The sequence below is a fragment of the Pseudomonas sp. NPDC090592 genome (assembly GCF_044769185.1).
GTDB lineage: Bacteria > Pseudomonadota > Gammaproteobacteria > Pseudomonadales > Pseudomonadaceae > Aquipseudomonas.
This window is the reverse complement of record NZ_JBIVXJ010000028.1, coordinates 66,267-88,238: the sequence shown is the minus strand read 5'-3', so window position 1 is coordinate 88,238 and position 21,972 is coordinate 66,267. Positions and strand designations below refer to the sequence as shown.

At 63.0% G+C, this 21,972-nt stretch carries 18 protein-coding genes and 1 pseudogene; 8 read left to right on the top strand and 11 right to left on the bottom strand.

Annotated features, from left to right (window positions below):
* The 9 genes and pseudogenes from ACIQUI_RS22160 to rpsB all read right to left on the bottom strand — a co-directional run.
* Positions 1-179 (bottom strand): annotated as a pseudogene (locus ACIQUI_RS22160) (outer membrane assembly protein); the annotation flags it as partial.
* Positions 180-252: 73 nt separating this feature from the next.
* Positions 253-1,605 carry an RIP metalloprotease RseP gene (rseP, locus tag ACIQUI_RS22155; RefSeq protein WP_403202735.1) on the bottom strand — a complete coding sequence of 451 codons (1,353 nt, stop codon included), beginning with the start codon at positions 1,603-1,605 and terminating at the stop codon, positions 253-255.
* 71 nt (positions 1,606-1,676) lie between these two features.
* Positions 1,677-2,867: a 1-deoxy-D-xylulose-5-phosphate reductoisomerase gene (gene ispC, locus ACIQUI_RS22150; RefSeq protein WP_403202733.1), complete on the bottom strand. Its 1,191-nt coding sequence runs from the start codon at positions 2,865-2,867 to the stop codon at positions 1,677-1,679.
* Complete coding sequence (locus tag ACIQUI_RS22145) at positions 2,864-3,679, bottom strand: phosphatidate cytidylyltransferase (RefSeq protein ID WP_403202731.1); 816 nt, start codon at positions 3,677-3,679, stop codon at positions 2,864-2,866. The genes ispC and ACIQUI_RS22145 overlap by 4 nt, the downstream gene beginning before the upstream one ends.
* On the bottom strand, positions 3,679-4,434 hold the full coding sequence (gene uppS, locus ACIQUI_RS22140) for a polyprenyl diphosphate synthase (RefSeq protein ID WP_016712933.1): 756 nt from the start codon (positions 4,432-4,434) through the stop codon (positions 3,679-3,681). The genes ACIQUI_RS22145 and uppS overlap by 1 nt, the downstream gene beginning before the upstream one ends.
* Positions 4,435-4,449: 15 nt before the next feature.
* The gene (gene frr, locus ACIQUI_RS22135) at positions 4,450-5,007 is read right to left on the bottom strand and encodes a ribosome recycling factor (RefSeq protein ID WP_403202729.1); all 558 of its coding nucleotides are present in this window, start codon (positions 5,005-5,007) and stop codon (positions 4,450-4,452) included.
* Positions 5,004-5,747, bottom strand: coding sequence for a UMP kinase (gene pyrH / locus ACIQUI_RS22130; protein ID WP_009686950.1), 744 nt, complete (start codon positions 5,745-5,747; stop codon positions 5,004-5,006). Before pyrH ends, frr begins: the two co-directional genes overlap by 4 nt.
* Before the next feature lie 179 nt (positions 5,748-5,926).
* Positions 5,927-6,790 (bottom strand): translation elongation factor Ts, encoded by an 864-nt coding sequence (tsf, locus tag ACIQUI_RS22125; protein WP_012270835.1) that lies wholly within the window; start codon positions 6,788-6,790, stop codon positions 5,927-5,929.
* Between the two features lie 186 nt (positions 6,791-6,976).
* On the bottom strand, positions 6,977-7,714 hold the full coding sequence (rpsB, locus tag ACIQUI_RS22120) for a 30S ribosomal protein S2 (RefSeq protein ID WP_003252287.1): 738 nt from the start codon (positions 7,712-7,714) through the stop codon (positions 6,977-6,979).
* Between the two features lie 335 nt (positions 7,715-8,049).
* Between rpsB and map the strand changes: the two genes are divergently transcribed.
* The 3 genes from map to dapC are packed head-to-tail and all read left to right on the top strand — an operon-like array spanning position 8,050 to position 12,803.
* A complete protein-coding gene (gene map / locus ACIQUI_RS22115) occupies positions 8,050-8,832 on the top strand; it encodes a type I methionyl aminopeptidase (RefSeq protein ID WP_391130144.1) in 783 nt (260 codons plus the stop codon).
* Positions 8,833-8,873: 41 nt separating this feature from the next.
* Positions 8,874-11,576: a [protein-PII] uridylyltransferase gene (locus ACIQUI_RS22110; protein ID WP_403202726.1), complete on the top strand. Its 2,703-nt coding sequence runs from the start codon at positions 8,874-8,876 to the stop codon at positions 11,574-11,576.
* A 30-nt stretch (positions 11,577-11,606) separates the two neighbouring features.
* On the top strand, positions 11,607-12,803 hold the full coding sequence (gene dapC, locus ACIQUI_RS22105) for a succinyldiaminopimelate transaminase (protein ID WP_403202724.1): 1,197 nt from the start codon (positions 11,607-11,609) through the stop codon (positions 12,801-12,803).
* Positions 12,804-12,908: 105 nt separating this feature from the next.
* Here the strand turns inward: dapC and ACIQUI_RS22100 are convergent, their stop codons facing one another.
* Positions 12,909-14,555, bottom strand: coding sequence for a Na+/H+ antiporter (locus tag ACIQUI_RS22100; protein WP_403202722.1), 1,647 nt, complete (start codon positions 14,553-14,555; stop codon positions 12,909-12,911).
* 562 nt (positions 14,556-15,117) lie between these two features.
* Here ACIQUI_RS22100 and ACIQUI_RS22095 point away from each other — a divergent pair.
* The 4 genes from ACIQUI_RS22095 to ACIQUI_RS22080 all read left to right on the top strand — a co-directional run bounded on the left by ACIQUI_RS22095 (position 15,118) and on the right by ACIQUI_RS22080 (position 18,261).
* Positions 15,118-15,465, top strand: coding sequence for an ArsC family reductase (locus ACIQUI_RS22095; protein WP_003252272.1), 348 nt, complete (start codon positions 15,118-15,120; stop codon positions 15,463-15,465).
* 31 nt (positions 15,466-15,496) lie between these two features.
* A complete protein-coding gene (gene dapD / locus ACIQUI_RS22090) occupies positions 15,497-16,531 on the top strand; it encodes a 2,3,4,5-tetrahydropyridine-2,6-dicarboxylate N-succinyltransferase (RefSeq protein WP_403202719.1) in 1,035 nt (344 codons plus the stop codon).
* A 120-nt stretch (positions 16,532-16,651) separates the two neighbouring features.
* A complete protein-coding gene (locus tag ACIQUI_RS22085; RefSeq protein ID WP_403202717.1) occupies positions 16,652-17,857 on the top strand; it encodes a cysteine desulfurase in 1,206 nt (401 codons plus the stop codon).
* Positions 17,854-18,261, top strand: a complete 408-nt coding sequence (locus ACIQUI_RS22080) for a SufE family protein (protein WP_403202715.1) — start codon at positions 17,854-17,856, stop codon at positions 18,259-18,261. The genes ACIQUI_RS22085 and ACIQUI_RS22080 overlap by 4 nt, the downstream gene beginning before the upstream one ends.
* 111 nt (positions 18,262-18,372) lie before the next feature.
* Here ACIQUI_RS22080 and tcdA read toward each other — a convergent pair whose 3' ends face one another.
* The gene (tcdA, locus tag ACIQUI_RS22075) at positions 18,373-19,182 is read right to left on the bottom strand and encodes a tRNA cyclic N6-threonylcarbamoyladenosine(37) synthase TcdA (protein ID WP_403202713.1); all 810 of its coding nucleotides are present in this window, start codon (positions 19,180-19,182) and stop codon (positions 18,373-18,375) included.
* Between the two features lie 119 nt (positions 19,183-19,301).
* On the opposite strand from tcdA, the gene ACIQUI_RS22070 reads away from it, so the two are divergent.
* A complete protein-coding gene (locus ACIQUI_RS22070; protein ID WP_403202711.1) occupies positions 19,302-21,893 on the top strand; it encodes a glycosyltransferase in 2,592 nt (863 codons plus the stop codon).
* Positions 21,894-21,972 lie beyond the last annotated feature (79 nt).

Below are 21,972 nucleotides of genomic sequence, written 5' to 3'. Positions count from 1 at the left end.
TCCACCAGGCGGCGGTCATCGGCCTGATCGCCGACGTTCAGCGGCAAGGCACCGAAGACACTGCCGGCGGAAACCCGCTGCAGGCCGTTGACGCGAATATCGGAGATGGTGAAGGACTCGGCGTGAACTTCAGCGATCATCAGTGCGGACATGACCGCAGTTAGCAGCAGACGTTTCATGAAGTCCTTTTATTCCAACTGGCAATAAACAACCCGCCGCAAGAAGACGGCAGGTTCGCAATTGAGCGAAGCTTTATAGTCGACCCAGATCGTTGATCAGGGCGAGCAACATCACCCCTACGACCAAACTGATACCGATCTGGACCCCCCAACCTTGCACCCGATCCGACAGCGGACGACCGCGCGCCCACTCGACCAGATAAAACAGCAAATGCCCGCCATCCAGTACAGGAATGGGCAGCAGGTTAAGAACCCCCAGGCTAATGCTCAGGTAGGCCAGGAAATTCAGGAAATCCCCCACGCCGGACTGGGCTGAAGCGCCCGCCACTTTAGCAATGGTTATCGGTCCACTCAAGTTTTTTACCGAGAGCTCCCCGAACAGCATTTTCTTCAGCGATTCAAGGGTCAGCACACTCATGTTCCAAGTGCGGGACAAGCCCTCGCCCACCGCGTCCAGCGGGCCATAGCTCACCTCACGGAGCATGCTGGCAGGCCATTCGCCACCTTTTACCCCGGCGCCCAGATAACCGCCAACCGCCTTGCCCTCACCCTTGCGGGCCAGGGTCACCGGTACATCCAGTGCGGCACCATCGCGCTGCAGATGCACCGTCACCCGGGCATCCGGCCGGGCACGCACATGGTCGACAACCTGCTGCCATTCGCTCACTGCCACACCATCGAGGGCCAGCAGCTTGTCACCGGTCTTCAGGCCCGCAGCAGCAGCCGGCCCCTTGGGGTCGATCTCAGCCAGCACCGGGGTGATCGCCGGACGCCAAGGGTGCAGCCCCAGGGACTGGATCGGGTCCGGCTCATCGGCGCCCTTCAGCCAGCTGTCCAGCTTGACCTGCAACTGCCGCTCGGCAGTAGCGCCCTCGTCGAGCACGCCAACCTGCAAGGTGCCACTCTCACCCAAACGACGAACCAGTTGCAGGTTGACCGCTGACCAACCGTTGGTCGGCTTGCCGTCGATAGAGACGATTTCCTGACCTGCAGTCAGGCCCGCCGATGCTGCCAGGCTGCCACTATCGACCGCACCGATTACCGGGCGTAGCTGCTGGGTACCGAGCATGGCCAGCACCCAGAAGAACAGGATGGCCAGGAGGAAGTTGGCGATCGGACCGGCAGCAACAATGGCAATGCGCTGGCGCACCGACTTGCGGTTGAACGACTGGTCAGCCAGCGCTGGCGGCACATCGCCCTCGCGCTCATCGAGCATCTTGACGTAGCCACCCAGCGGGATCGCTGCGACCACGAACTCGGTGCCGTGGCGGTCATGCCAGCGCAGCAACGGCGTGCCGAAGCCCACCGAGAAGCGCAGCACCTTGACGCCACAGCGGCGCGCCACCCAGAAGTGGCCGAATTCGTGGAAAGTGACCAGCACACCCAAGGCCACGAGGGTGCCGATAATCATGTAGAGCGCTGTCATGTCCATCTCCGAATGATGTTCAGCGGGCCGGCATCATGCCCGCCCCCCTTCACGAAACATGGTGGCCTGCATCAACGACCGTGACGCCTCAGCCACTCACGGGAAAGCTCCCGGGCCCGCTGGTCGGCGGCGAACACTGCGTCCAGCGACGGCAGCGGCACGACGGGCTCCTGGTCGAGCACTTGTTCGATCATACCCGCGATCTCCGGGAAGCGGATACGCCGCTCAAGAAATGCCTCGACTGCCACTTCATTGGCCGCGTTGAGCACGGCGGGCGCACTGTTACCAGCCTCGGCAGCCTGCCGCGCCAGGCGCAGGCAAGGGAACCGCTGCTCGTCGGGCGCCTGGAAATCCAGACGGGCGATGGCAAACAGGTCCAGCGGCGCCACCCCGGAATCGATCCGCTCCGGCCAGGCCAGCGCGTTGGCAATAGGCGTGCGCATGTCCGGGTTACCCAGCTGCGCGAGCACCGAACCGTCCACATAGTCGACCAGGGAGTGGATCACGCTTTGCGGATGCACCACCACCTCGACCTTGGCCGGCACGGCATCGAACAACCAGCAGGCTTCGATCAGCTCAAGCCCCTTGTTCATCATGCTGGCCGAATCCACGGAGATCTTACGCCCCATGGACCAGTTAGGGTGCGCACAGGCTTGCTCCGGGGTCACATCCAGCAACGCCTCGACCGGCGTCTCGCGGAACGGGCCACCCGAGGCGGTCAGCAGGATCCGACGCACACCTACGGCGCTCAAGCCACGGGCGTAGTCACCCGGCATACACTGGAAAATCGCGTTGTGCTCGCTGTCGATTGGCAACAGCACAGCGCCACTGCGCCGCACCGCGTCCATGAACAGCGCGCCGGACATGACCAGGGCTTCCTTGTTGGCCAGCAACACCTTCTTGCCCGCCTCGACAGCCGCCAAGGTAGGGCGCAGGCCCGCTGCGCCGACAATGGCAGCCATCACGGCGTTCACTTCCGCTGCCGATGCCACCTGGCAAAGCCCGGCCTCGCCCTCCAGCACCTCGGTAGCGCAGCCGGTCGCAACCAGGCCTTCGCGCAGCCGCACAGCGGCCTCGGCGCTCGGCACCACGGCGAACGTCGGGCGATGACGCACGCACAGGGCCAGCAATTCATCGATCCGCGAGTAGCCGCTGAGTGCAAACACCTGGTACCGATCGGGGTGGCGCGCAATCACATCCAGCGTGCTCAGGCCAATGGAACCGGTGGCCCCGAGCACGGTAATACGTTGCGGGCGACTCACATCACACCCCATTCGGCAGCCCACAGCAGCACGGCGAAGATCGGGATCGCCGCAGTAAGGCTGTCGATCCGGTCGAGCACACCGCCATGACCAGGCAGCAGGTTGCTGCTGTCCTTGATACCGGAACGGCGCTTGAACATGCTTTCGGTCAGGTCACCGACCACCGAGGACATGACCAGCAACGCGGCGCCCAGCAGGCCCAGCAAGAGCTGGCCAAAACCCCAGTCGCGGCTGATGCCGACAACCAGGGTAATCAACAGGCTGACGGCCAGGCCGCCATACACACCCTCCCAGCTTTTGCCAGGGCTCACCTGCGGTGCGAGCTTGCGCTTGCCAAACGCCCGGCCAGAGAAGTACGCGCCGATGTCGGCAGCCCAGACCAGCACCATGACCGAGAGGATCAGCCAGTTGCCCAGCGGCCAGTGCTTGAGCAGGACCAACCCCTGCCAGGCTGGCAGCAACACCAGCAGGCCAATCAGCAACCGGCAGGCTGCACTGGCCCACAGCTCGCTGCTACGCGGATAAGTAAGCACCAGCCAAGTAGCCAGGCCCCACCAGATCACCGCAGCGCCCAAGACCCAGGGCGCCAGCTCCGGGAGGATGTACAGCAACATCAGCGCCCCGGCGACTACCAAGGCATAGGCGATGCGCAGCGGCTGAGCCATCAACCCGGCCAGGCGCGCCCACTCCCAGGCACCGAGGGTGACCACGAAGCCGATGAACAGGGCGAAATCCCCACCGTTGAGCAGGAAGAAGCCGCCCAGCGCAATCGGCAGCAGGATCAGCGCAGTAATGATGCGTTGTTTAAGCATTAAGCACGAGCTCCAGCCTCGACCTGCTCGCTGGTCTTACCGAAGCGGCGCTGGCGCGAAGCGAAATCGGCCAGGGCATTGCGCATGGCCTCGTGTTTGAAGTCCGGCCAGTACAGGTCGGAGAAATACAGCTCGGCGTAGGCCAGCTGCCACAACAGGAAATTGCTGATGCGGTGCTCACCACCGGTGCGAATGCACAGGTCCGGCAGCGGTAACTCGCCGGTTGCCAGGCAGGTCTGCAGCAAACCCGGGGTGATGTCTTCGGGGCGAAGGTGCCCGGCCTGTACTTCCCGCGCCAGCCGCTGTGCGGCCTGAGCAATGTCCCACTGGCCGCCATAATTGGCAGCGATCTGCAGGATGAAGCGGTTGTTACCGGCGGTCAGCGCCTCGGCTTCGCGCATGGCAGCCTGCAATTCGGGATGGAACCGCGAACGATCACCGATGATGCGCAGGCTGATGTTGTTCTCGTTGAGGCGCTTGGCCTCGCGGCGCAGGGCCGAGAAGAACAGCTCCATCAGCGCACCCACCTCTTCGGCGGGGCGCTGCCAGTTTTCACTGGAGAACGCAAACAGGGTCAGCACCTCGACCCCGGACTTGGCACAGACTTCGATCACCGCGCGAACGGCGTCGACACCCGCCTTGTGCCCGGCAACGCCGGGCAGCAGGCGCTTTTTCGCCCAGCGGTTGTTGCCATCCATGATGATCGCGACATGACGCGGCACCGAGGACGGTGCCGCCAACTTGGACTTTTCCATTAAAAAACCCCGGCCTTAGACGGCCATCAGGTCCTTTTCCTTGGCTTTGTACGCAGCATCGACTTCAGCAATGAACTTGTCGGTCAGCTTCTGGATCTCGTCCGCGGCACGACGTTCTTCGTCTTCGCTGATTTCCTTGTCCTTGGTCAGCTTCTTCAGGTCGCCCAGGGCATCACGACGCACGTTGCGCACGGCTACCTTGGCGTCCTCGGCCACACCACTGGCCTGCTTGGTGTAACCCTTGCGGGTTTCCTCGGTCAGGGCCGGCATGGGTACACGGATAGTGGTACCGGCGCTGGACGGGTTCAGGCCCAGGTCGGAGGTGAGGATAGCCTTCTCGATGGCAGCGCTGAGGTTCTTGTCGTGAGCGACGATCTTCAGGGTGCGGGCGTCTTCGACGGTGATCGCGGCAACCTGGTTCAGCGGCATTTCGCTGCCCCAGGCAGGGACCTTGACGGTATCCAGGATGCTTGGGTGAGCGCGACCGGTGCGGATTGCCGCCAGGTTGCGAGCCAAGGCCTCGAGGGACTTGGTCATGCGGTCCTGGGCGTCTTTCTTGATTTCGTTGATCATTTTTGAACTTCCTCGATCAGGGTTCCTTCCGCGCCGCCGTGCACGATGTTCAGCAGGGCGCCGGGCTTGTTCATGTTGAAGACGCGCAGCGGCATCTTGTGGTCGCGGCACAGACAGATTGCCGTCAGGTCCATCACACCCAGCTTGCGATCCAGCACTTCATCGTAGGTCAGATGATCGAACTTCTCGGCATGCGGGTCCTTGAATGGATCTGCAGTGTATACACCATCGACCTTGGTTGCCTTCAATACCACGTCGGCATCGATCTCGATGGCGCGCAGGCAGGCGGCGGAGTCAGTGGTAAAGAACGGGTTGCCGGTACCGGCAGCGAAAATCACCACTTCCTTGGCGTTCAGGTGGCGCATGGCCTTGCGGCGATCATAGTGATCGGTCACGCCAACCATGGAAATAGCCGACATGACAATGGCGGTGATGTTCGCCCGCTCCAGCGCGTCGCGCATGGCCAGGGCGTTCATTACGGTCGCCAGCATGCCCATGTGGTCACCGGTGACGCGGTCCATGCCGGCCGCACTGAGCGCCGCACCACGGAACAGGTTGCCACCGCCGATCACCAGACCTACCTGAACACCGATGCCAACCAGTTGGCCGACTTCCAGCGCCATGCGATCCAGGACTTTCGGGTCGATCCCGAACTCTTCCGAGCCCATCAGGGCCTCGCCGCTAAGTTTGAGTAGAATGCGTTTATAGCGAGCCTGATGACCACTGCCCTGCTGAGCCATTGCGAATCTCTCCTGCGGCGTTTGTAAAAAATTCTGGCAGGCTGCTTGAGCCCGCGTGTAACTCTAACGTGACGCAGCAACTGCGTCAGCGCGTAGCGGTCTCGTAAACCGCTCGCGCTTTGACAAAGAGGCTGCGCGCGTGAGCGGGCAGCCTCTTTGGGGCGACAGACGGGGCTGTCTTACTGCTTGGCAGCAGCTACCTGAGCGGCAACTTCAGCAGCGAAGTCGTCGACTGGCTTCTCGATACCTTCGCCAACCTTGAAGTAGGTGAAGGAAACGATTTCAGCACCGGCTTTCTTGGCCAGCTCGCCAACCTTGACTTCCGGGTTCATGACGAAGGCTTGCTCTTTCAGCGAGGCTTCGGCCTTGAACTTGGTGATACGGCCGTTGATCATGTTCTCAACGATGTTTTCCGGTTTGCCGGCGATCTTGTCAGCGTTCAGCTGCAGGAAGACACCCTTCTCGCGCTCGATGGCCTCGGCGGAGATTTCCGACGAATCCAGGAACTCCGGGTTCGAAGCTGCAACGTGCATGGCGATGTTCTTGGCCAGCTCGACGTCGCCGCCTTTCAGGACAACAACGGCACCGATCTTGTTGCCGTGCAGGTAGGCACCGACAACGTCACCCTCAACGCGCACCAGGCGACGGATGTTGACGTTCTCGCCGCACTTGGCAACCAGGGCTTCACGAGCAGCTTCACGCGATGCGATCAGGGGAGCTGCGTCGGTCAGCTTCTGGGCGAAGGCTTCTTCGAGGCTTTCGGCAACGAAGTTCTTGAAGTCGTCTTGCAGGGCCAGGAAGTCGGTCTGCGAGTTCACTTCCAGCAGAACGGCGGATTTACCGTCGGTCTTGACCGCGATAGCGCCTTCAGCAGCGACGTTGCCAGCCTTTTTGGCGGCCTTGATGGCGCCCGAGGCACGCATGTCGTCAATGGCTTTTTCGATGTCGCCGCCGGCCTTTTCCAGGGCCTTCTTGCAATCCATCATGCCTTCGCCAGTACGCTCGCGCAGTTCTTTTACCAGCGCTGCAGTAATTGCTGCCATTTCAAAATCCTCTTGGAAAGTTTTTCAACCATTCCACCCGCTCGTCACGGGCGTTAAATTCTGCAAATCCGCTGTTTTCATTTCAGCGGGCCCATGATGCGGGGCCGATGCTGACAGCAGGATTTCAAGGTGGCAAAAAGGGGGCAAAGCCCCCTTTTTGCGTGCCAAGTAGACGCTAGCGCCTAATTACTCAGCAGCAGGTGCAGCCGCTTCTTCAGCGTAGACTTCAGTGCCACCGGCAACGTTGTTGCGGCCGCGGATGACTGCGTCAGCCATCGAAGTCATGTACAGCTCGATAGCGCGGATGGCGTCATCGTTACCCGGGATGATGTAGTCAACACCTTCAGGGCTGCTGTTGGTATCGACAACGCCGATTACCGGGATGCCCAGCTTGTTGGCTTCGGTGATCGCGATGCGCTCGTGATCAACGTCGATAACGAACAGAGCGTCTGGCAGACCGCCCATATCCTTGATGCCGCCCAGGCTGCGATCCAGTTTTTCCAGGTCGCGGGAGCGCATCAGGGCTTCTTTCTTGGTCAGCTTGGCGAAAGTGCCGTCTTCGGCCTGGGTTTCCAGGTCGCGCAGACGCTTGATCGAAGCGCGGATGGTCTTGTAGTTGGTCAGCATGCCGCCCAACCAACGGTGGTCAACGTACGGCGAACCGCAACGAGCTGCTTGCTCGGCGACGATCTTGCCGGCGGAACGCTTGGTGCCGACGAACAGGATCTTGTTCTTGCCCTGGGCCAGGCGCTCTACGAACGACAGAGCGTCGTTGAACATTGGCAGGGTTTTTTCCAGGTTGACGATGTGGATCTTGTTACGCGCGCCGAAAATGTACTTGCCCATTTTCGGGTTCCAGTAACGGGTCTGGTGGCCGAAGTGCACACCGGCCTTCAGCATATCGCGCATATTGACTTGGGACATGATAGTTCCTTGATAAGTCGGGTTGGGCCTCCACGTATCCCAATGACCAACCCGCGAATTTCGCAACTCGGGGCACCCAGGTCATCGTGTCGACACGTGTGTGGGTTTATGTGCTGACGGGGTCGACCCCGAAAGCGGCGCATTTTATACCACAGACCGCGAGCGAACGGAACCCGGTGAAAGCAGCTGCAAGCTGTGAGCGACAAGCTGCAAGAAAAAGCAGCCCGCACGCGATCCGCTTCTTCTTGTAGCTTGCAGCTTGATCCTTGACGCTCTGATAGAATAAGGCTTTTCCCGTTTGTTCGCGCCGTATACGACGCCGTAGAGAGCCTGTAATGACCGTCACCATCAAGACTGCAGAAGACATCGAGAAGATGCGCATCGCCGGCCGCCTGGCCGCTGAAGTGCTGGAAATGATCGAAGAACACGTCAAGCCCGGTATCACCACCGAAGAACTCGACCGCCTGTGCCACGACTATATCGTCAACGTCCAGCAGGCCATCCCGGCACCGCTCAACTACAAGGGCTACCCGAAGTCGATCTGCACCTCGATCAACCATGTGGTCTGCCACGGCATCCCCAACGACAAGCCGCTCAAGGACGGTGACACGCTGAACATCGACGTGACCGTGATCAAGGACGGCTACCACGGCGACACCAGCCGCATGTTCCATGTGGGCACCGTACCGGTGTGGGCCGAGCGCCTGTCCAAGGTGACCCAGGAGTGCATGTACAAGGCCATCGAGCTGGTCAAGCCGGGCTGCCGCCTGGGCGACATTGGCGAAGTGATCCAGAAGCACGCGGAAAAGAACGGTTTCTCGGTGGTACGCGAGTTCTGTGGCCACGGCATCGGCAAGGTGTTCCACGAGGAGCCGCAGATCCTTCACTACGGCCGCGCCGGCACCGGCATGGAGCTGAAAGAAGGCATGACCTTCACCATCGAGCCGATGATCAACCAGGGCAAGGCAGACACCAAGGTGCTGGGCGACGGCTGGACCGCCATCACCAAGGACCGCAAGCTCTCGGCCCAGTGGGAACACACCCTGGTGGTGACCGCGACCGGCTACGAGATCTTCACCCTGCGCAAGGACGACACCATCCCGCGCGTCTCGGCCTGACCGCACTCCGATAGGCCACCCCACGACAGGAACGTGACGCGATGCCCCAGGTGGACCCCGAGCTGTTCGACCGCGGCCAGTTCCAGGCGGAACTGGCCCTGAAGGCGAGCCCTATCGCCGCCTTCAAGAAAGCCATCCGCCAGGCTGGCGAGGTGCTGGACAAGCGCTTTCGCAGCGGCGGGGAAATTCGCCCGCTGATCGAAGCCCGCGCCTGGCTGGTCGACAATATCCTGCAGCAAGCCTGGAACCAGTTCGACTGGGGTGACCAGAGCGGCATCGCCCTGGTCGCGGTGGGCGGCTACGGGCGCGGCGAACTGCACCCGCATTCGGACATCGACCTGCTGATTCTGCTGGGCGCCGCCGAGCACGAACAGTACCGCGATGCCATCGAGCGCTTTCTCACCCTGCTGTGGGACATCGGCCTGGAAGTGGGCCAGAGCGTGCGCACCGTCGACGAGTGCGCCGAGCAGGCCCGCGCCGACCTGACGGTAATCACCAACCTGATGGAAAGCCGCACCATTGCCGGCCCCGAGGCCCTGCGCCAGCGCATGCTGGAGGCAACCAGCACCGCACATGTGTGGCCGAGCAAGGACTTCTTCCTGGCCAAGCGTGCCGAACTCAAGGCCCGCCACCACAAGTACAACGACACCGAATACAACCTCGAACCCAACGTCAAGGGCTCGCCAGGTGGCCTGCGCGACATCCAGACTGTGCTATGGGTAGCACGTCGCCAGTACGGCACCTTGAACCTGCACGCGCTGGCCGGCGAAGGCTTCCTGCTGGAAAGCGAGAATGAGCTGCTGGCGTCGTCCCAGGACTTCCTGTGGAAGGTGCGCTATGCCCTGCACATGCTGGCCGGGCGTGCCGAGGACCGCTTGCTGTTCGACCACCAGCGCAGCATCGCCGCACTGCTGGGCTACAGCGACGAGAACCCGAAGCGGGCAATCGAGCAGTTCATGCAGCAGTACTACCGGGTGGTGATGAGCATCAGCCAGCTGTGCGACCTGATCATCCAGCACTTCGAGGAGGTCATCCTCGCCGACGATGACAGCGGCACTACCCAGCCGCTGAATGCGCGCTTCCGCCTGCATGATGGTTATATAGAGGCCACTCAGGCGAACGTGTTCAAGCGCACGCCATTCGCCATGCTGGAAATCTTCGTGCTGATGGCCCAGCACCCGGAAATCAAGGGCGTGCGGGCCGATACCGTGCGCCTGCTGCGCGAGCACCGGCACCTGATCGACGACACCTTCCGTACCGATATCCGCAACACCAGCCTGTTCATCGAGCTGTTCAAGTGCGAAATCGGCATCCACCGCAACCTGCGGCGGATGAACCGCTACGGCATCCTTGGCCGCTACCTGCCGGAGTTCGGCCTGATTGTCGGGCAGATGCAGCACGACCTGTTCCACATCTATACGGTCGATGCGCACACCCTCAACCTCATCAAGCACCTGCGCAAGCTGCAGTACACGCCGGTGTCCGAGAAATTCCCGCTGGCCAGCAAGCTCATGGGCCGCTTGCCCAAACCCGAGCTGATCTACCTGGCTGGCCTGTACCACGACATCGGCAAGGGCCGCCAAGGTGACCACTCCGAGCTGGGCGCGGTAGATGCACAGAAGTTTTGCGAGCGCCACCAGTTGCCGGCCTGGGACAGCCGGCTGATCGTGTGGCTGGTGCAGAACCACCTGGTCATGTCGACCACCGCCCAGCGCAAGGACCTGTCCGACCCGCAGGTCATCAACGACTTTGCCCTGCATGTGGGCGACGAGACACGCCTGGACTACCTCTATGTACTGACCGTGGCCGACATCAACGCCACCAACCCCAGCCTGTGGAACTCGTGGCGGGCCAGCCTGCTGCGCCAGCTCTACAGCGAGACCAAGCGTGCCCTGCGCCGCGGCCTGGAAAACCCGCTGGACCGCGAAGAGCAGATTCGCCAGACCCAGTCGTCAGCGCTGGATATTCTTGTGCGCGAGGGCACCGACCCGGACGACGTGGAGCAGTTATGGTCGCAGCTGGGCGATGACTACTTCCTCAAGCACACTGCCGCCGACGTGGCCTGGCACACTGATGCAATCCTGCAGCAGCCGGCCGATGGCGGGCCACTGGTACTGATCAAGGAAACCACCCAGCGCGAGTTCGAGGGCGGCACGCAGATCTTCATCTATGCCCCCGACCAGCACGACTTCTTCGCCGTGACCGTGGCCGCCATGTCACAGCTGAACCTGAACATTCATGACGCGCGGATCATCACCTCGAGCAGCCAGTTCACCCTCGACACCTATATCGTGCTGGACAACGACGGCGGCTCGATCGGCGACAACCCGCAGCGGGTGAAACAGATACGCGACGGCCTGACCGAGGCACTGCGCACCCCCGAGGACTACCCGACGATCATCCAGCGCCGGGTACCACGCCAGCTCAAGCACTTCGACTTCCCGCCGCAGGTCACCATCCTCAACGATGCCCAGCGGCCGGTGACCATCCTCGAGATCACCGCACCCGACCGCCCCGGCCTGCTGGCCCGGCTGGGGCGGATCTTCCTGGAGTTCGACCTGTCGCTGCAGAACGCCAAGATCGCCACCCTCGGCGAGCGGGTGGAAGACGTGTTCTTCATTACCGATGCCGACAACCAGCCGCTGTCCGATCCGCAGCTGTGCAGCCGCCTGCAGGAGGCCATCGTGCAGCAGCTACAGGCCGGCCAGGGAAGCGACGCTGGCCCGACCCGCGTGACCTTTTAACGATTAGATGATTGACGAGACCTTGCGCCGATGAACCATGCCTTGACCCAGCTTCAGCCTTACCCGTTCGAAAAGCTCCGCGCCCTGCTTGGCAGCGTGAAGCCCGCGGCGGACAAACGCGCCATCGCCCTGTCGATCGGCGAGCCGAAGCATGAATCGCCGGCATTCGTCGCCCAGGCCATGGCCGACAACCTCGACAAGCTGGCGGTATACCCCAGCACCATCGGCCTGCCAGCCCTGCGCCAGGCCATCGGCCAGTGGTGCGAGCGGCGCTTTGGCGTGCCGGCCGGCTGGCTGGACGCCGACCGTCACATCCTGCCGGTCAACGGTACCCGTGAAGCGCTGTTCGCCTTCACCCAGGCCGTGGTCAATCGCGCCGATGACGGCCTGGTAGTCAGCCCCAACCCGTTCTACCAGATCTACGAGGGTGCTGCGCTGCTGGCTGGCGCTACCCCGCACTACTTGCCGTGCCTGGAAAACAACGGTTTCAACCCCGACTTCGACGCCGTGCCGGCCGAGGTGTGGAAGCGCTGCCAGATCCTGTTCCTGTGCTCGCCGGGCAACCCCACCGGTGCGCTGGTGCCGATGGCAACCCTGAAGAAACTGATTGCCCTGGCTGACGAGCACGATTTCGTGATCGCCGCCGACGAGTGCTACAGCGAGCTCTACTTCGACGAGGATGCCCCACCACCTGGCCTGCTGAGCGCCTGCGCCGAGCTGGGCCGCAGCGACTTCAAGCGCTGCGTGGTGTTCCACAGCCTGTCCAAGCGCTCCAACCTGCCGGGCCTGCGCTCGGGCTTCGGGGCGGGCGACGCCCAGATCATCAAGCCGTTCCTGCTGTACCGCACCTACCACGGCTGCGCCATGCCGGTGCAAACCCAGCTGGCCAGCATTGCGGCCTGGCAGGACGAGGCGCATGTGCGCGAAAACCGCGACCAGTACCGCGCCAAGTACGATGCCGTGCTGGACATCCTGCAACCGGTGCTGGACGTACAGCGCCCGGACGGCAGTTTCTACCTGTGGGCCAAGGTGCCGGGTGACGATGCCGCCTTCACCCGCGACCTGTTCGAAGCACAGCATGTGACGGTGGTGCCGGGGTCGTACCTGTCGCGTGAAGTGGACGGCGTGAACCCGGGCGCCGGGCGCGTGCGCATGGCGCTGGTGGCACCGCTGGCCGAATGCATCGAGGCGGCAGAGCGGATTCGCGCCTTCCTGCAAACCCGCTGACGGCCCCATTCGCGGGCATGCCCGCTCCCACAGATGCTGCATTGATTTCAAATGCAGCGCATGACCTGTGGGAGCGGGCGGGCCCGCGAATGACCTTGGTAGGGTCTACCTGACCTGCCCCAGGTTCGCCTCGCTCATATCCAGCTCCCCCAGCACCTGCCGCACCACCTCATCACCCACCTCGTGTTGGCGATGCAGGTTATACAACTCCAGCCGCTGCGCCCTTAGCGCACGCAGGCGCAAGCGCCGCTCCAGCAAGTCCATCTGTTCGGCCAGGGCCTTGGCCTCGGCACTGTCGTTATAGCTGTCCAGCTCATCCCGGTATTCGGCCATCAGCCGTGCTTTCAACTCGGTCGCGAGGGTCGCCTGCGCGGCATCCTGCGGGGCATTGCTGTCAACGACCTCCTCCGCCTCCAGGGCATGGATCGCCGCCTCGGCGGTGCGCCGCCACGCCTCCTGCACTTCCTGGTGCAAGCGTTCGTCCGCGCTCTTGGTTACCCCGCGCAACAGGAACGGCAGCGCGAGACAGGCGCTGATCAACGACAGCAGGATCACCCCCGCAGCAATGAAGATCAGCAGATCCCGTTCCGGGAAAGCCTTGCCCGCCCCAATCAACAAGGGGATCGACATTACACCGGCCAACGTGACTGCACCGCGCACGCCGCCCAAGGTCAGCAACCAGCAGGAACGCGCCGTAGGCATCAGCACCAGCGCCGGCTTGCCGCGCCAGCGGCGCACCACGCCGATCGAGCGCCAGATGCTCTGTACCCAGACGAACCGCAACAGGATCAAAGCGGCAAAGATCGCCACCACGTCCAGGCAGCGGTAGGCCAGGGTCGGCCATACGGTTGACTCGTGGCTGACCACAGCCTTGATGATGTCCGGTAATTGCAGGCCCAGCAGCAGGAAGATCAGGCCGTTGAAGGCAAACTCCAGCAACGACCAGACGCTGCGGTTGAGCAGGCGTGTGCTGGTCTGGCGTGGTAACAGGTCGAGCCAGCTTTGCATCATGCCCGCCGCCACCGCCGAGAGGATGCCCGAGACGCCCAAGCGCTCGGCCAGTACATAAGCGGCAAACGGCAGCAGCAACATGAACACGACATGCGTGGCCGGGTCATCCCAGCCGCGAGCAATCATCCAGGCGCGCAAGCGGCCGACCAGCCAGCTCAGGGCCACCCCCACCGCCAAGCCGCCCAAGGCCACCAGCACAAAGGTGAAGCTCGCGTCAGCCAACGAGAATACCCCGGTGATGGCCGCGACCAGGGCAAACTTGAAGGTTACCAGGCCAGACGCATCGTTCATCAGCGCTTCGCCTTGCAGCATGTGCATCAGCGGGGTGGGCAGGCGGTCCTGGGTAATGGCCGACACTGCCACGGCGTCGGTCGGAGACAGCACCGCAGCCAGGGCAAAGGCCACCGGCAGCGGTATGCTCGGCAGCAGCCAATGTATGAAATAACCGGCTCCGACCACGGTAAACAACACCAACCCCACCGCCAGCGCCACCACCGGCCCACGGATGCGCCACAGCTCGCGCTTGGGAATGCGCCAGCCGTCGGCGAACAGCAGCGGTGGCAGAAACAGGAACAGGAACAATTCGGGGTCCAGGGCCACGTGCAGGCCCAGTGTCGGCCAGGCCAGCAAGGCGCCGGCGGCAATCTGCACCAGCGGCAAGGGCAGCGGCACCATGCGGCCGACCAGCTTCGACAGGCTGACCAGCGTCAGCAGGATGAGGACGGTGTAGGCGGACTGCATCCGGGAAAGCTTCCTTTGTGAACCAGAAACGATAGCAGGGCGAAACATCGCCATTGAAACAATATGTTAGCGGCGACCGACGGTTTGGGGCCGCTGCACGATAGTCGCAGGTGGCGAGGGAATATGTAACATGATGATACTTCGGTTTGGCGGTGAGACAGGCTGGACCTCGTATTGTCCAAGGGTGCATGCCTTGAGGTTTGCAGTGTGTCGGAGATCGAGCGCCGCCCGCGCGGCGCTTCGCGGGGCAAGCCCGCTCCCACATTTGTTTCGGGCCAATTATTCCTGAGGCTTGGGCGCGCGGCCCCTTGGTGCCCGTCTAAATATCGAGTCGGACAAACAAGGCGGTCGCGCGCAAATGTCACAGGTCACACTGGCCCGAAACAAATGTGGGAGCGGGCTTGCCCCGCGAAGCGCCGCGCGGGCGGCGCTCGATCTCGAAGACACCACAAGGCTTAAGCCTTGCACACCCGTGGCGCTCACAGGATCGTTCCCGCATAATCCCGCGACTGACATTCGGAAAACGGAGAGATTGGGGCAACCTGCAACCCCAATGCACACAATGACCTACACGCTCTACGGCATCAAAGCCTGCGACACCATGAAAAAGGCGCGTACCTGGCTTGAAGACAAGGCCATCGCCTACGAATTCCACGACTACAAGACCCAAGGCATAGACCGTGACAGCCTGAACCGCTGGTGCGACGAGCACGGCTGGGAAGTCATCCTCAACCGTGCCGGCACTACCTTCCGCAAGCTGGACGACGCCAGCAAGGCCGACCTCGACCAGGCCAAGGCCGTAGAGCTGATGCTGGCCCAGCCGTCGATGATCAAACGCCCGGTGCTGGACCTTGGCGCGCGCACCCTGGTCGGCTTCAAGCCCGACCTGTACGCCGCTGCCCTGGCCTGAGCCCCTACCCTATTTCGCACGAGGTAATCACATGTCCAATACCCTGTTCAGCCTGGCCTTCGGTGTCGGCTCCCAGAACCGCCAGGGCAACTGGCTGGAAGTGTTCTACGCACAACCCCTGCTCAACCCGAGCGCCGAACTGATCGCCGCCGTCGCCCCTGTGCTCGGTTATGAAGGTGGCAACCAGGCTATCGCTTTCAGCAATGGCCAGGCCGCGCAACTGGCCGAAGCCCTGAAAGGGGTTGACGCTGCCCAGGCCGCCCTGCTGACCCGCCTGGCCGAGAGCCACAAGCCGCTGGTCGCCACCCTGCTGGCCGAAGACGCTGCCCTGACCTCGACCCCAGAGGCCTACCTCAAGCTGCACCTGCTGTCGCACCGCCTGGTCAAGCCGCACGGCGTGAGCCTGGCCGGCATCTTCCCGCTGCTGCCGAACGTGGCCTGGACCAACCAGGGCGCGGTCGACCTGGCCGAACTGGCCGAGCGGCAACTGGAAGCGCGCCTGAAAGGCGAACTGCTGGAAGTGTTCTCGGTGGACAAGTTCCCGAAAATGACCGACTACGTGGTCCCGGCCGGCGTGCGTATCGCCGACACCGCCCGTGTGCGCCTGGGCGCCTACATCGGCGAAGGCACCACCATCATGCATGAAGGCTTCGTCAACTTTAACGCTGGCACCGAAGGCCCTGGCATGATCGAAGGCCGCGTGTCCGCTGGCGTATTCGTCGGCAAGGGCTCGGACCTGGGCGGCGGCTGCTCGACCATGGGCACCCTGTCCGGTGGCGGCAACATCGTCATCAAGGTAGGCGAAGGCTGCCTGATCGGCGCCAACGCCGGTATCGGTATCCCGCTGGGCGACCGCAACACCGTTGAAGCCGGGCTGTACATCACGGCCGGCACCAAGGTGAACCTGCTGGACGAGAACAACGAGCTGGTCAAAGTGGTCAAGGCCCGCGACCTGGCCGGCCAGACCGACCTGCTGTTCCGTCGCAACTCGCTGAACGGCGCCGTGGAGTGCAAGACCCACAAGTCGGCCATCGAGCTGAACGAGGCGTTGCACGCCCACAACTGAGAATCGTCAAGCGTCTGTAGGAGCGAGCTTGCTCGCGATCAGCGCACGCTCAGCGGTTGAAATGTTAAGATCGGGTCTGGCACCACGCCAGACCCGATTTTCATTCCAGGCCCCGCGACCATGTTCCAGCCCTCCCCCTGGCGTGCCGACTTCCCCGCCATCGCCGCCCTGCAACGGCAGCACCAGACCTATCTGGACAGCGCCGCCACCACCCAGAAGCCGCAAGCGTTGCTTGACGCCCTGAGCCATTACTACGGCCATGGCGCAGCCAACGTGCACCGTGCCCAGCACCTGCCCGGCGCACTGGCGACCCAAGCCTTCGAAACCAGTCGCGACAAAGTTGCCGCCTGGCTGAATGCTGCGGACTCACGGCAGGTGGTGTTCACCCACGGCGCCACCTCGGCGCTGAACCTTCTGGCCTATGGCCTGGAACACCGCTTCGAAGCCGGTGACGAAATCGCCGTCAGCGCGCTGGAGCACCATGCCAACCTGCTGCCCTGGCAACAGCTGGCGCGCCGGCGCAACCTGCGCCTGGTGGTTCTGCCGCTGGATGCCCACGGCCGCATCGACCTGAACCAGGCACTGCAACTGATCGGCCCTCGCACCCGGGTGCTGGCGGTCAGCCAGCTTTCCAACGTGCTGGGCACCTGGCAGCCACTGCCGGCCCTGTTGTCCCATGCCCGCGCCCAAGGCGCGCTGACGGTGGTCGACGGTGCCCAGGGCGTGGTGCATGGTCGCCACGACGTGCAGCAACTGGATTGCGACTTCTATGTGTTTTCCAGCCACAAGCTGTATGGCCCCGACGGGGTTGGCGTGCTGTATGGCCGCGCCCAGGCGCTGGAACTGCTGCGCCATTGGCAGTTCGGTGGCGAGATGGTGCAACTGGCCGAGTACCAGAGCGCCAGCTTCCGCCCGGCACCGTTGGGGTTCGAGGCGGGTACGCCGCCAATCGCCGGGGTGATCGGCCTGGGCGCAACCCTGGATTACCTGGCCAGCCTCGATGCCCACGCAGTTGAAGCCCACGAAACCAGCCTGCACCAGCACCTGCTGCGTGGGCTGGCCGATCGCGAGGGCGTGCGGGTACTCGGTACGCCACAGGCAGCCCTGGCCAGCTTTGTGATCGAAGGCGTGCATAACGCCGATATCGCCCACTTGCTCACCGAGCAAGGCATCGCCGTGCGTGCCGGGCACCATTGCGCCATGCCGTTGCTACAGGGGTTGGGCCTGGAGGGCGCAATCCGGGTGTCGCTGGGCTTGTACAACGACAGCGATGACGTGCAACGCTTCTTTGCTGCGCTGGATCAAGGCCTGGAGTTGCTGCGATGAGCCTTCCGGAACAGGCGCGTCAAGCGCTGGAGGCGTTTGAACAGGGCAAGGGCTGGGAACAGCGTGCGCGCCTGTTGATGCAGTGGGGCGAGCGACTGGAGCCGCTGGCTGACGCCGAAAAAACCGAGGCCAACCGGGTGCATGGTTGCGAAAGCCTGGTATGGCTGGTGGCTGAGCAGGTTGATGGGCTATGGCAGTTCAAGGCCAGTAGCGATGCACGCTTGTTGCGCGGGTTGCTGGCGTTGTTGCTGGTACGGGTGCAAGGTTTGGCCAGTGAAGAGCTGACGGGGCTGGACCTGCGAGAGTGGTTCACCCAGCTGGGGCTGGAGCGTCAGCTGTCGCCGTCGCGCAGCAATGGGCTGCATGCGGTGTTGCAGCGGATGGCGGAGTTGGCGTCCTGTTGAATCGGCTCTGGCTTCTTCGCGGGCTCGCCCGCTCCCACAGGGACCGCGCAGTGTCCGGGCTAGCGCCGTACCTGTGGGAGCGGGCAAGCCCGCGAAGAAGCCCACGCGGTTTTATTCGGGTTTGACACGCTCCGACGGGCGCCGCGCCCCGGCCACCAGCTTCTCGATCGCCTTGCTCGCCGCCACCATGCCAAAGGTCGCGGTCACCATCATCACCGCGCCAAAGCCACCCGAGCAATCCAGCCTTACACCCTCACCCACAAAGCTCTTTTGCAGGCAAACACTGCCATCCCCCTTGGGGTAGCGCAGCTGTTCGCTGGAAAACACGCACGGCACGCCATAGTTGCGGCTGACATTGCGCGAGAAGTTGTAATCACGGCGCAAGGTGGAGCGCACCCGCGAGGCCAGCGGGTCGTTGAAGGTCTTGTTCAGGTCGGCAATCTGGATCTGCGTCGGGTCAATCTGCCCGCCGGCACCACCGGTGGTGACGATGGCGATCTTGCGGCGCCGGCACCAGGCGATCAGCGCTGCCTTGGCCATGACGCTGTCGATGCAGTCGATCACACAGTCGAGGTTTTCGGTAATGTACTCGGCCATGGTCTCGCGGGTGACGAAGTCGGCCACCGCATGCACCGTGCACGCCGGGTTGATCGCCCGCAGCCGCTGGGCCATGACCTCGACCTTGGGCCGCCCCACCTGCCCCTCAAGGGCATGGGCCTGGCGGTTGGTGTTGCTGACGCAGACATCGTCCAGGTCAAACAGGGTGATCTCGCCCACGCCGCTGCGGGCCAGCGCTTCGGCCACCCAAGAGCCTACCCCGCCAATGCCGACCACGCCCACGTGGGCCTGGCCCAGGCGCTGCAACCCCTGGTCGCCATACAGCCGGGCTACGCCGGCAAAGCGTGGATCTTCTGTGCTCATGTTCATACCCCAAAAAACCGGCGCGCATTATATGCCAGCGGGCCCATGGCCTGCATCGTTAGGAAAGACACTACCAACCCTGCTTTAATGTCCTATCACCTCCTCAGATATGGATGACAATGTCTTCACGTAAATTCGGCCTGAACCTGGTCGTGGTCCTGGCCATCGCCGCGTTGTTTACCGGGTTCTGGGCACTGATCAACCGCCCGGTTACCGCTCCCGCCTGGCCAGAGCAGATCTCTGGCTTCTCGTATTCGCCGTTCCGCCTGGGTGAAAGCCCGCAGAAGGGCCAGTACCCCACTGACGACGAGATGCGCCAGGACCTGGAGCAGTTGAGCAAACTGACCGACAGCATCCGTATCTATACCGTGGAGGGCACCCAGGCCGACATCCCGCGCCTGGCCGAGGAGTTCGGCTTGCGGGTGACGCTGGGCATCTGGATCAGCCCGGACCTGGAGCGCAACGAGCGCGAAATCGCCACGGCCATCCAGCTGGCCAACACCTCGCGCAGCGTGGTGCGGGTGGTGGTCGGCAACGAGGCGTTGTTCCGTGAAGAAGTCACCCCGGAAAACCTGATCAAATACCTGGACCGGGTACGCGCAGCCGTAAAGGTACCCGTGACCACCAGTGAACAATGGCACATCTGGAAGGAAAACCCGGAGATTGCCAAGCACGTCGACCTGATTGCCGCGCACATCCTGCCTTACTGGGAGTTCGTGCCGATGAAGGACTCGGTCGAGTTCGTGCTCGACCGTGCGCGTGAGCTAAGGCACCAGTTCCCGCGCAAACCCCTGCTGCTGTCGGAAGTCGGCTGGCCAAGCAACGGCCGCATGCGCGGCGGCGCCGATGCTACGCAGGCCGACCAGGCCATCTACCTGCGTACCCTGGTCAACACCCTCAACCGGCGTGGCTACAACTATTTCGTCATCGAAGCCTATGACCAGCCGTGGAAGGCCAGCGACGAAGGCTCGGTTGGCGCCTACTGGGGCGTGTACAACGCCGAGCGCCAGCAGAAGTTCAACTTCGACGGCCCGGTGGTGGCGATCCCGCAGTGGCGTGCCCTGGCCGTAGCCTCGGTGGTGCTGGCGATGATTGCCCTGATGGTACTGTTCATCGACGGCTCGGCCCTGCGCCAGCGCGGGCGTACCTTCCTCACCTTCATCACCTTCCTGTGTGGGTCGGTGCTGGTATGGATTGCCTACGACTACAGCCAGCAATACAGCACCTGGTTCAGCCTGACCGTGGGCGTGCTGCTGGCCCTTGGTGCGCTGGGCGTGTTCATCGTGCTGCTAACCGAGGCCCACGAACTGGCCGAGGCGGTATGGATACACAAGCGCCGCCGTGAGTTCCTGCCGGTACAGGCCGACAGCGCCTACCGGCCCAAGGTGTCGGTGCATGTGCCGTGCTACAACGAGCCACCCGAGATGGTGAAGCAGACCCTCGATGCCCTGGCCGCACTGGACTACCCCGACTACGAAGTGCTGGTGATCGACAACAACACCAAGGACCCGGCCGTGTGGGAGCCACTCAAGGCGCACTGCGAGAAGCTCGGCGAGCGCTTCAAGTTCTTCCACGTCGCGCCCCTGGCAGGCTTCAAGGGCGGCGCACTGAACTACCTGCTGCCGCACACCGCCAAGGACGCCGAAGTGATCGCAGTGATCGACTCGGACTACTGCGTCGACCGCAACTGGCTCAAGCACATGGTGCCGCACTTCGCCGACCCGAAAATTGCCGTGGTTCAGTCCCCGCAGGACTACCGCGACCAGCACGAAAGCACGTTCAAGAAACTGTGCTACAGCGAGTACAAGGGCTTCTTCCATATCGGCATGGTCACCCGCAACGACCGTGACGCGATCATCCAGCATGGCACCATGACCATGACCCGGCGCAGCGTGCTGGAAGAACTGGGCTGGGCCGAATGGTGCATCTGCGAAGATGCCGAACTGGGCCTGCGCGTGTTCGAGAAGGGCCTGTCGGCCGCCTACGCCCATAACAGCTATGGCAAGGGCCTGATGCCCGACACCTTCATCGACTTCAAGAAGCAGCGCTTCCGCTGGGCCTACGGTGCCATCCAGATCATCAAGCACCACGCCAGCGCCCTGTTGCGCGGCAAGGGTAGCGAACTGACCCGGGGCCAGCGCTACCACTTCCTGGCCGGCTGGCTGCCGTGGGTTGCCGATGGCATGAACATCTTCTTCACCATCGGCGCACTGTTGTGGTCGGCGGCGATGATCATCGTGCCGCACCGTGTCGACCCGCCGCTGATGATCTTCGCCATCCCGCCGCTGGCGCTGTTCTTCTTCAAGGTGGGCAAGATCATCTTCCTGTACCGCCGTGCGGTAGGCGTGAACCTGAAGGACGCCTTCGCCGCAGCGCTGGCCGGCCTGGCGCTGTCGCACACCATCGCCAAGGCGGTGCTGTACGGCTTCTTCACCAGCAGCATGCCGTTCTTCCGTACGCCGAAGAATGCCGATAGCCACGGGCTGTTGGTGGCGCTTTCCGAAGCGCGCGAAGAGCTGTTCATCATGTTGCTGCTGTGGGGCGCGGCGCTGGGCATCTACCTGGTGCAGGGGCTGCCGAGTTCGGACATGCGCTTCTGGGTGGCGATGCTGCTGGTGCAGTCGTTGCCGTACGTGGCGGCGCTGGTGATGGCGTTGCTGTCTTCGCTGCCCAAGCCCGCGGAAAAGGCTGCCGAAGTGCAGCAGGCTTGAGACTTCTGGGGCTGCGTTGCAGCCCAATCGCCGGCAAGCCAGCTCCCACAGGTACAGCGCAAGCCTCAGGGCCTGTGAT

Excerpts from the sequence above, each read along its gene's own strand:
- rseP (WP_403202735.1), bottom strand. The coding sequence starts at position 1,605 with ATGACAGCGCTCTACATGATTATCGGCACCCTCGTGGCCTTGGGTGTG.
- ACIQUI_RS22145 (WP_403202731.1), bottom strand. The coding sequence starts at position 3,679 with ATGCTTAAACAACGCATCATTACTGCGCTGATCCTGCTGCCGATTGCG.
- uppS (WP_016712933.1), bottom strand. The coding sequence starts at position 4,434 with ATGGAAAAGTCCAAGTTGGCGGCACCGTCCTCGGTGCCGCGTCATGTC.
- frr (WP_403202729.1), bottom strand. The coding sequence starts at position 5,007 with ATGATCAACGAAATCAAGAAAGACGCCCAGGACCGCATGACCAAGTCC.
- pyrH (WP_009686950.1), bottom strand. The coding sequence starts at position 5,747 with ATGGCTCAGCAGGGCAGTGGTCATCAGGCTCGCTATAAACGCATTCTA.
- tsf (WP_012270835.1), bottom strand. The coding sequence starts at position 6,790 with ATGGCAGCAATTACTGCAGCGCTGGTAAAAGAACTGCGCGAGCGTACT.
- rpsB (WP_003252287.1), bottom strand. The coding sequence starts at position 7,714 with ATGTCCCAAGTCAATATGCGCGATATGCTGAAGGCCGGTGTGCACTTC.
- map (WP_391130144.1), top strand. The coding sequence starts at position 8,050 with ATGACCGTCACCATCAAGACTGCAGAAGACATCGAGAAGATGCGCATC.
- ACIQUI_RS22110 (WP_403202726.1), top strand. The coding sequence starts at position 8,874 with ATGCCCCAGGTGGACCCCGAGCTGTTCGACCGCGGCCAGTTCCAGGCG.
- dapC (WP_403202724.1), top strand. The coding sequence starts at position 11,607 with ATGAACCATGCCTTGACCCAGCTTCAGCCTTACCCGTTCGAAAAGCTC.
- ACIQUI_RS22100 (WP_403202722.1), bottom strand. The coding sequence starts at position 14,555 with ATGCAGTCCGCCTACACCGTCCTCATCCTGCTGACGCTGGTCAGCCTG.
- ACIQUI_RS22095 (WP_003252272.1), top strand. The coding sequence starts at position 15,118 with ATGACCTACACGCTCTACGGCATCAAAGCCTGCGACACCATGAAAAAG.
- dapD (WP_403202719.1), top strand. The coding sequence starts at position 15,497 with ATGTCCAATACCCTGTTCAGCCTGGCCTTCGGTGTCGGCTCCCAGAAC.
- ACIQUI_RS22085 (WP_403202717.1), top strand. The coding sequence starts at position 16,652 with ATGTTCCAGCCCTCCCCCTGGCGTGCCGACTTCCCCGCCATCGCCGCC.
- ACIQUI_RS22080 (WP_403202715.1), top strand. The coding sequence starts at position 17,854 with ATGAGCCTTCCGGAACAGGCGCGTCAAGCGCTGGAGGCGTTTGAACAG.
- tcdA (WP_403202713.1), bottom strand. The coding sequence starts at position 19,182 with ATGAGCACAGAAGATCCACGCTTTGCCGGCGTAGCCCGGCTGTATGGC.
- ACIQUI_RS22070 (WP_403202711.1), top strand. The coding sequence starts at position 19,302 with ATGTCTTCACGTAAATTCGGCCTGAACCTGGTCGTGGTCCTGGCCATC.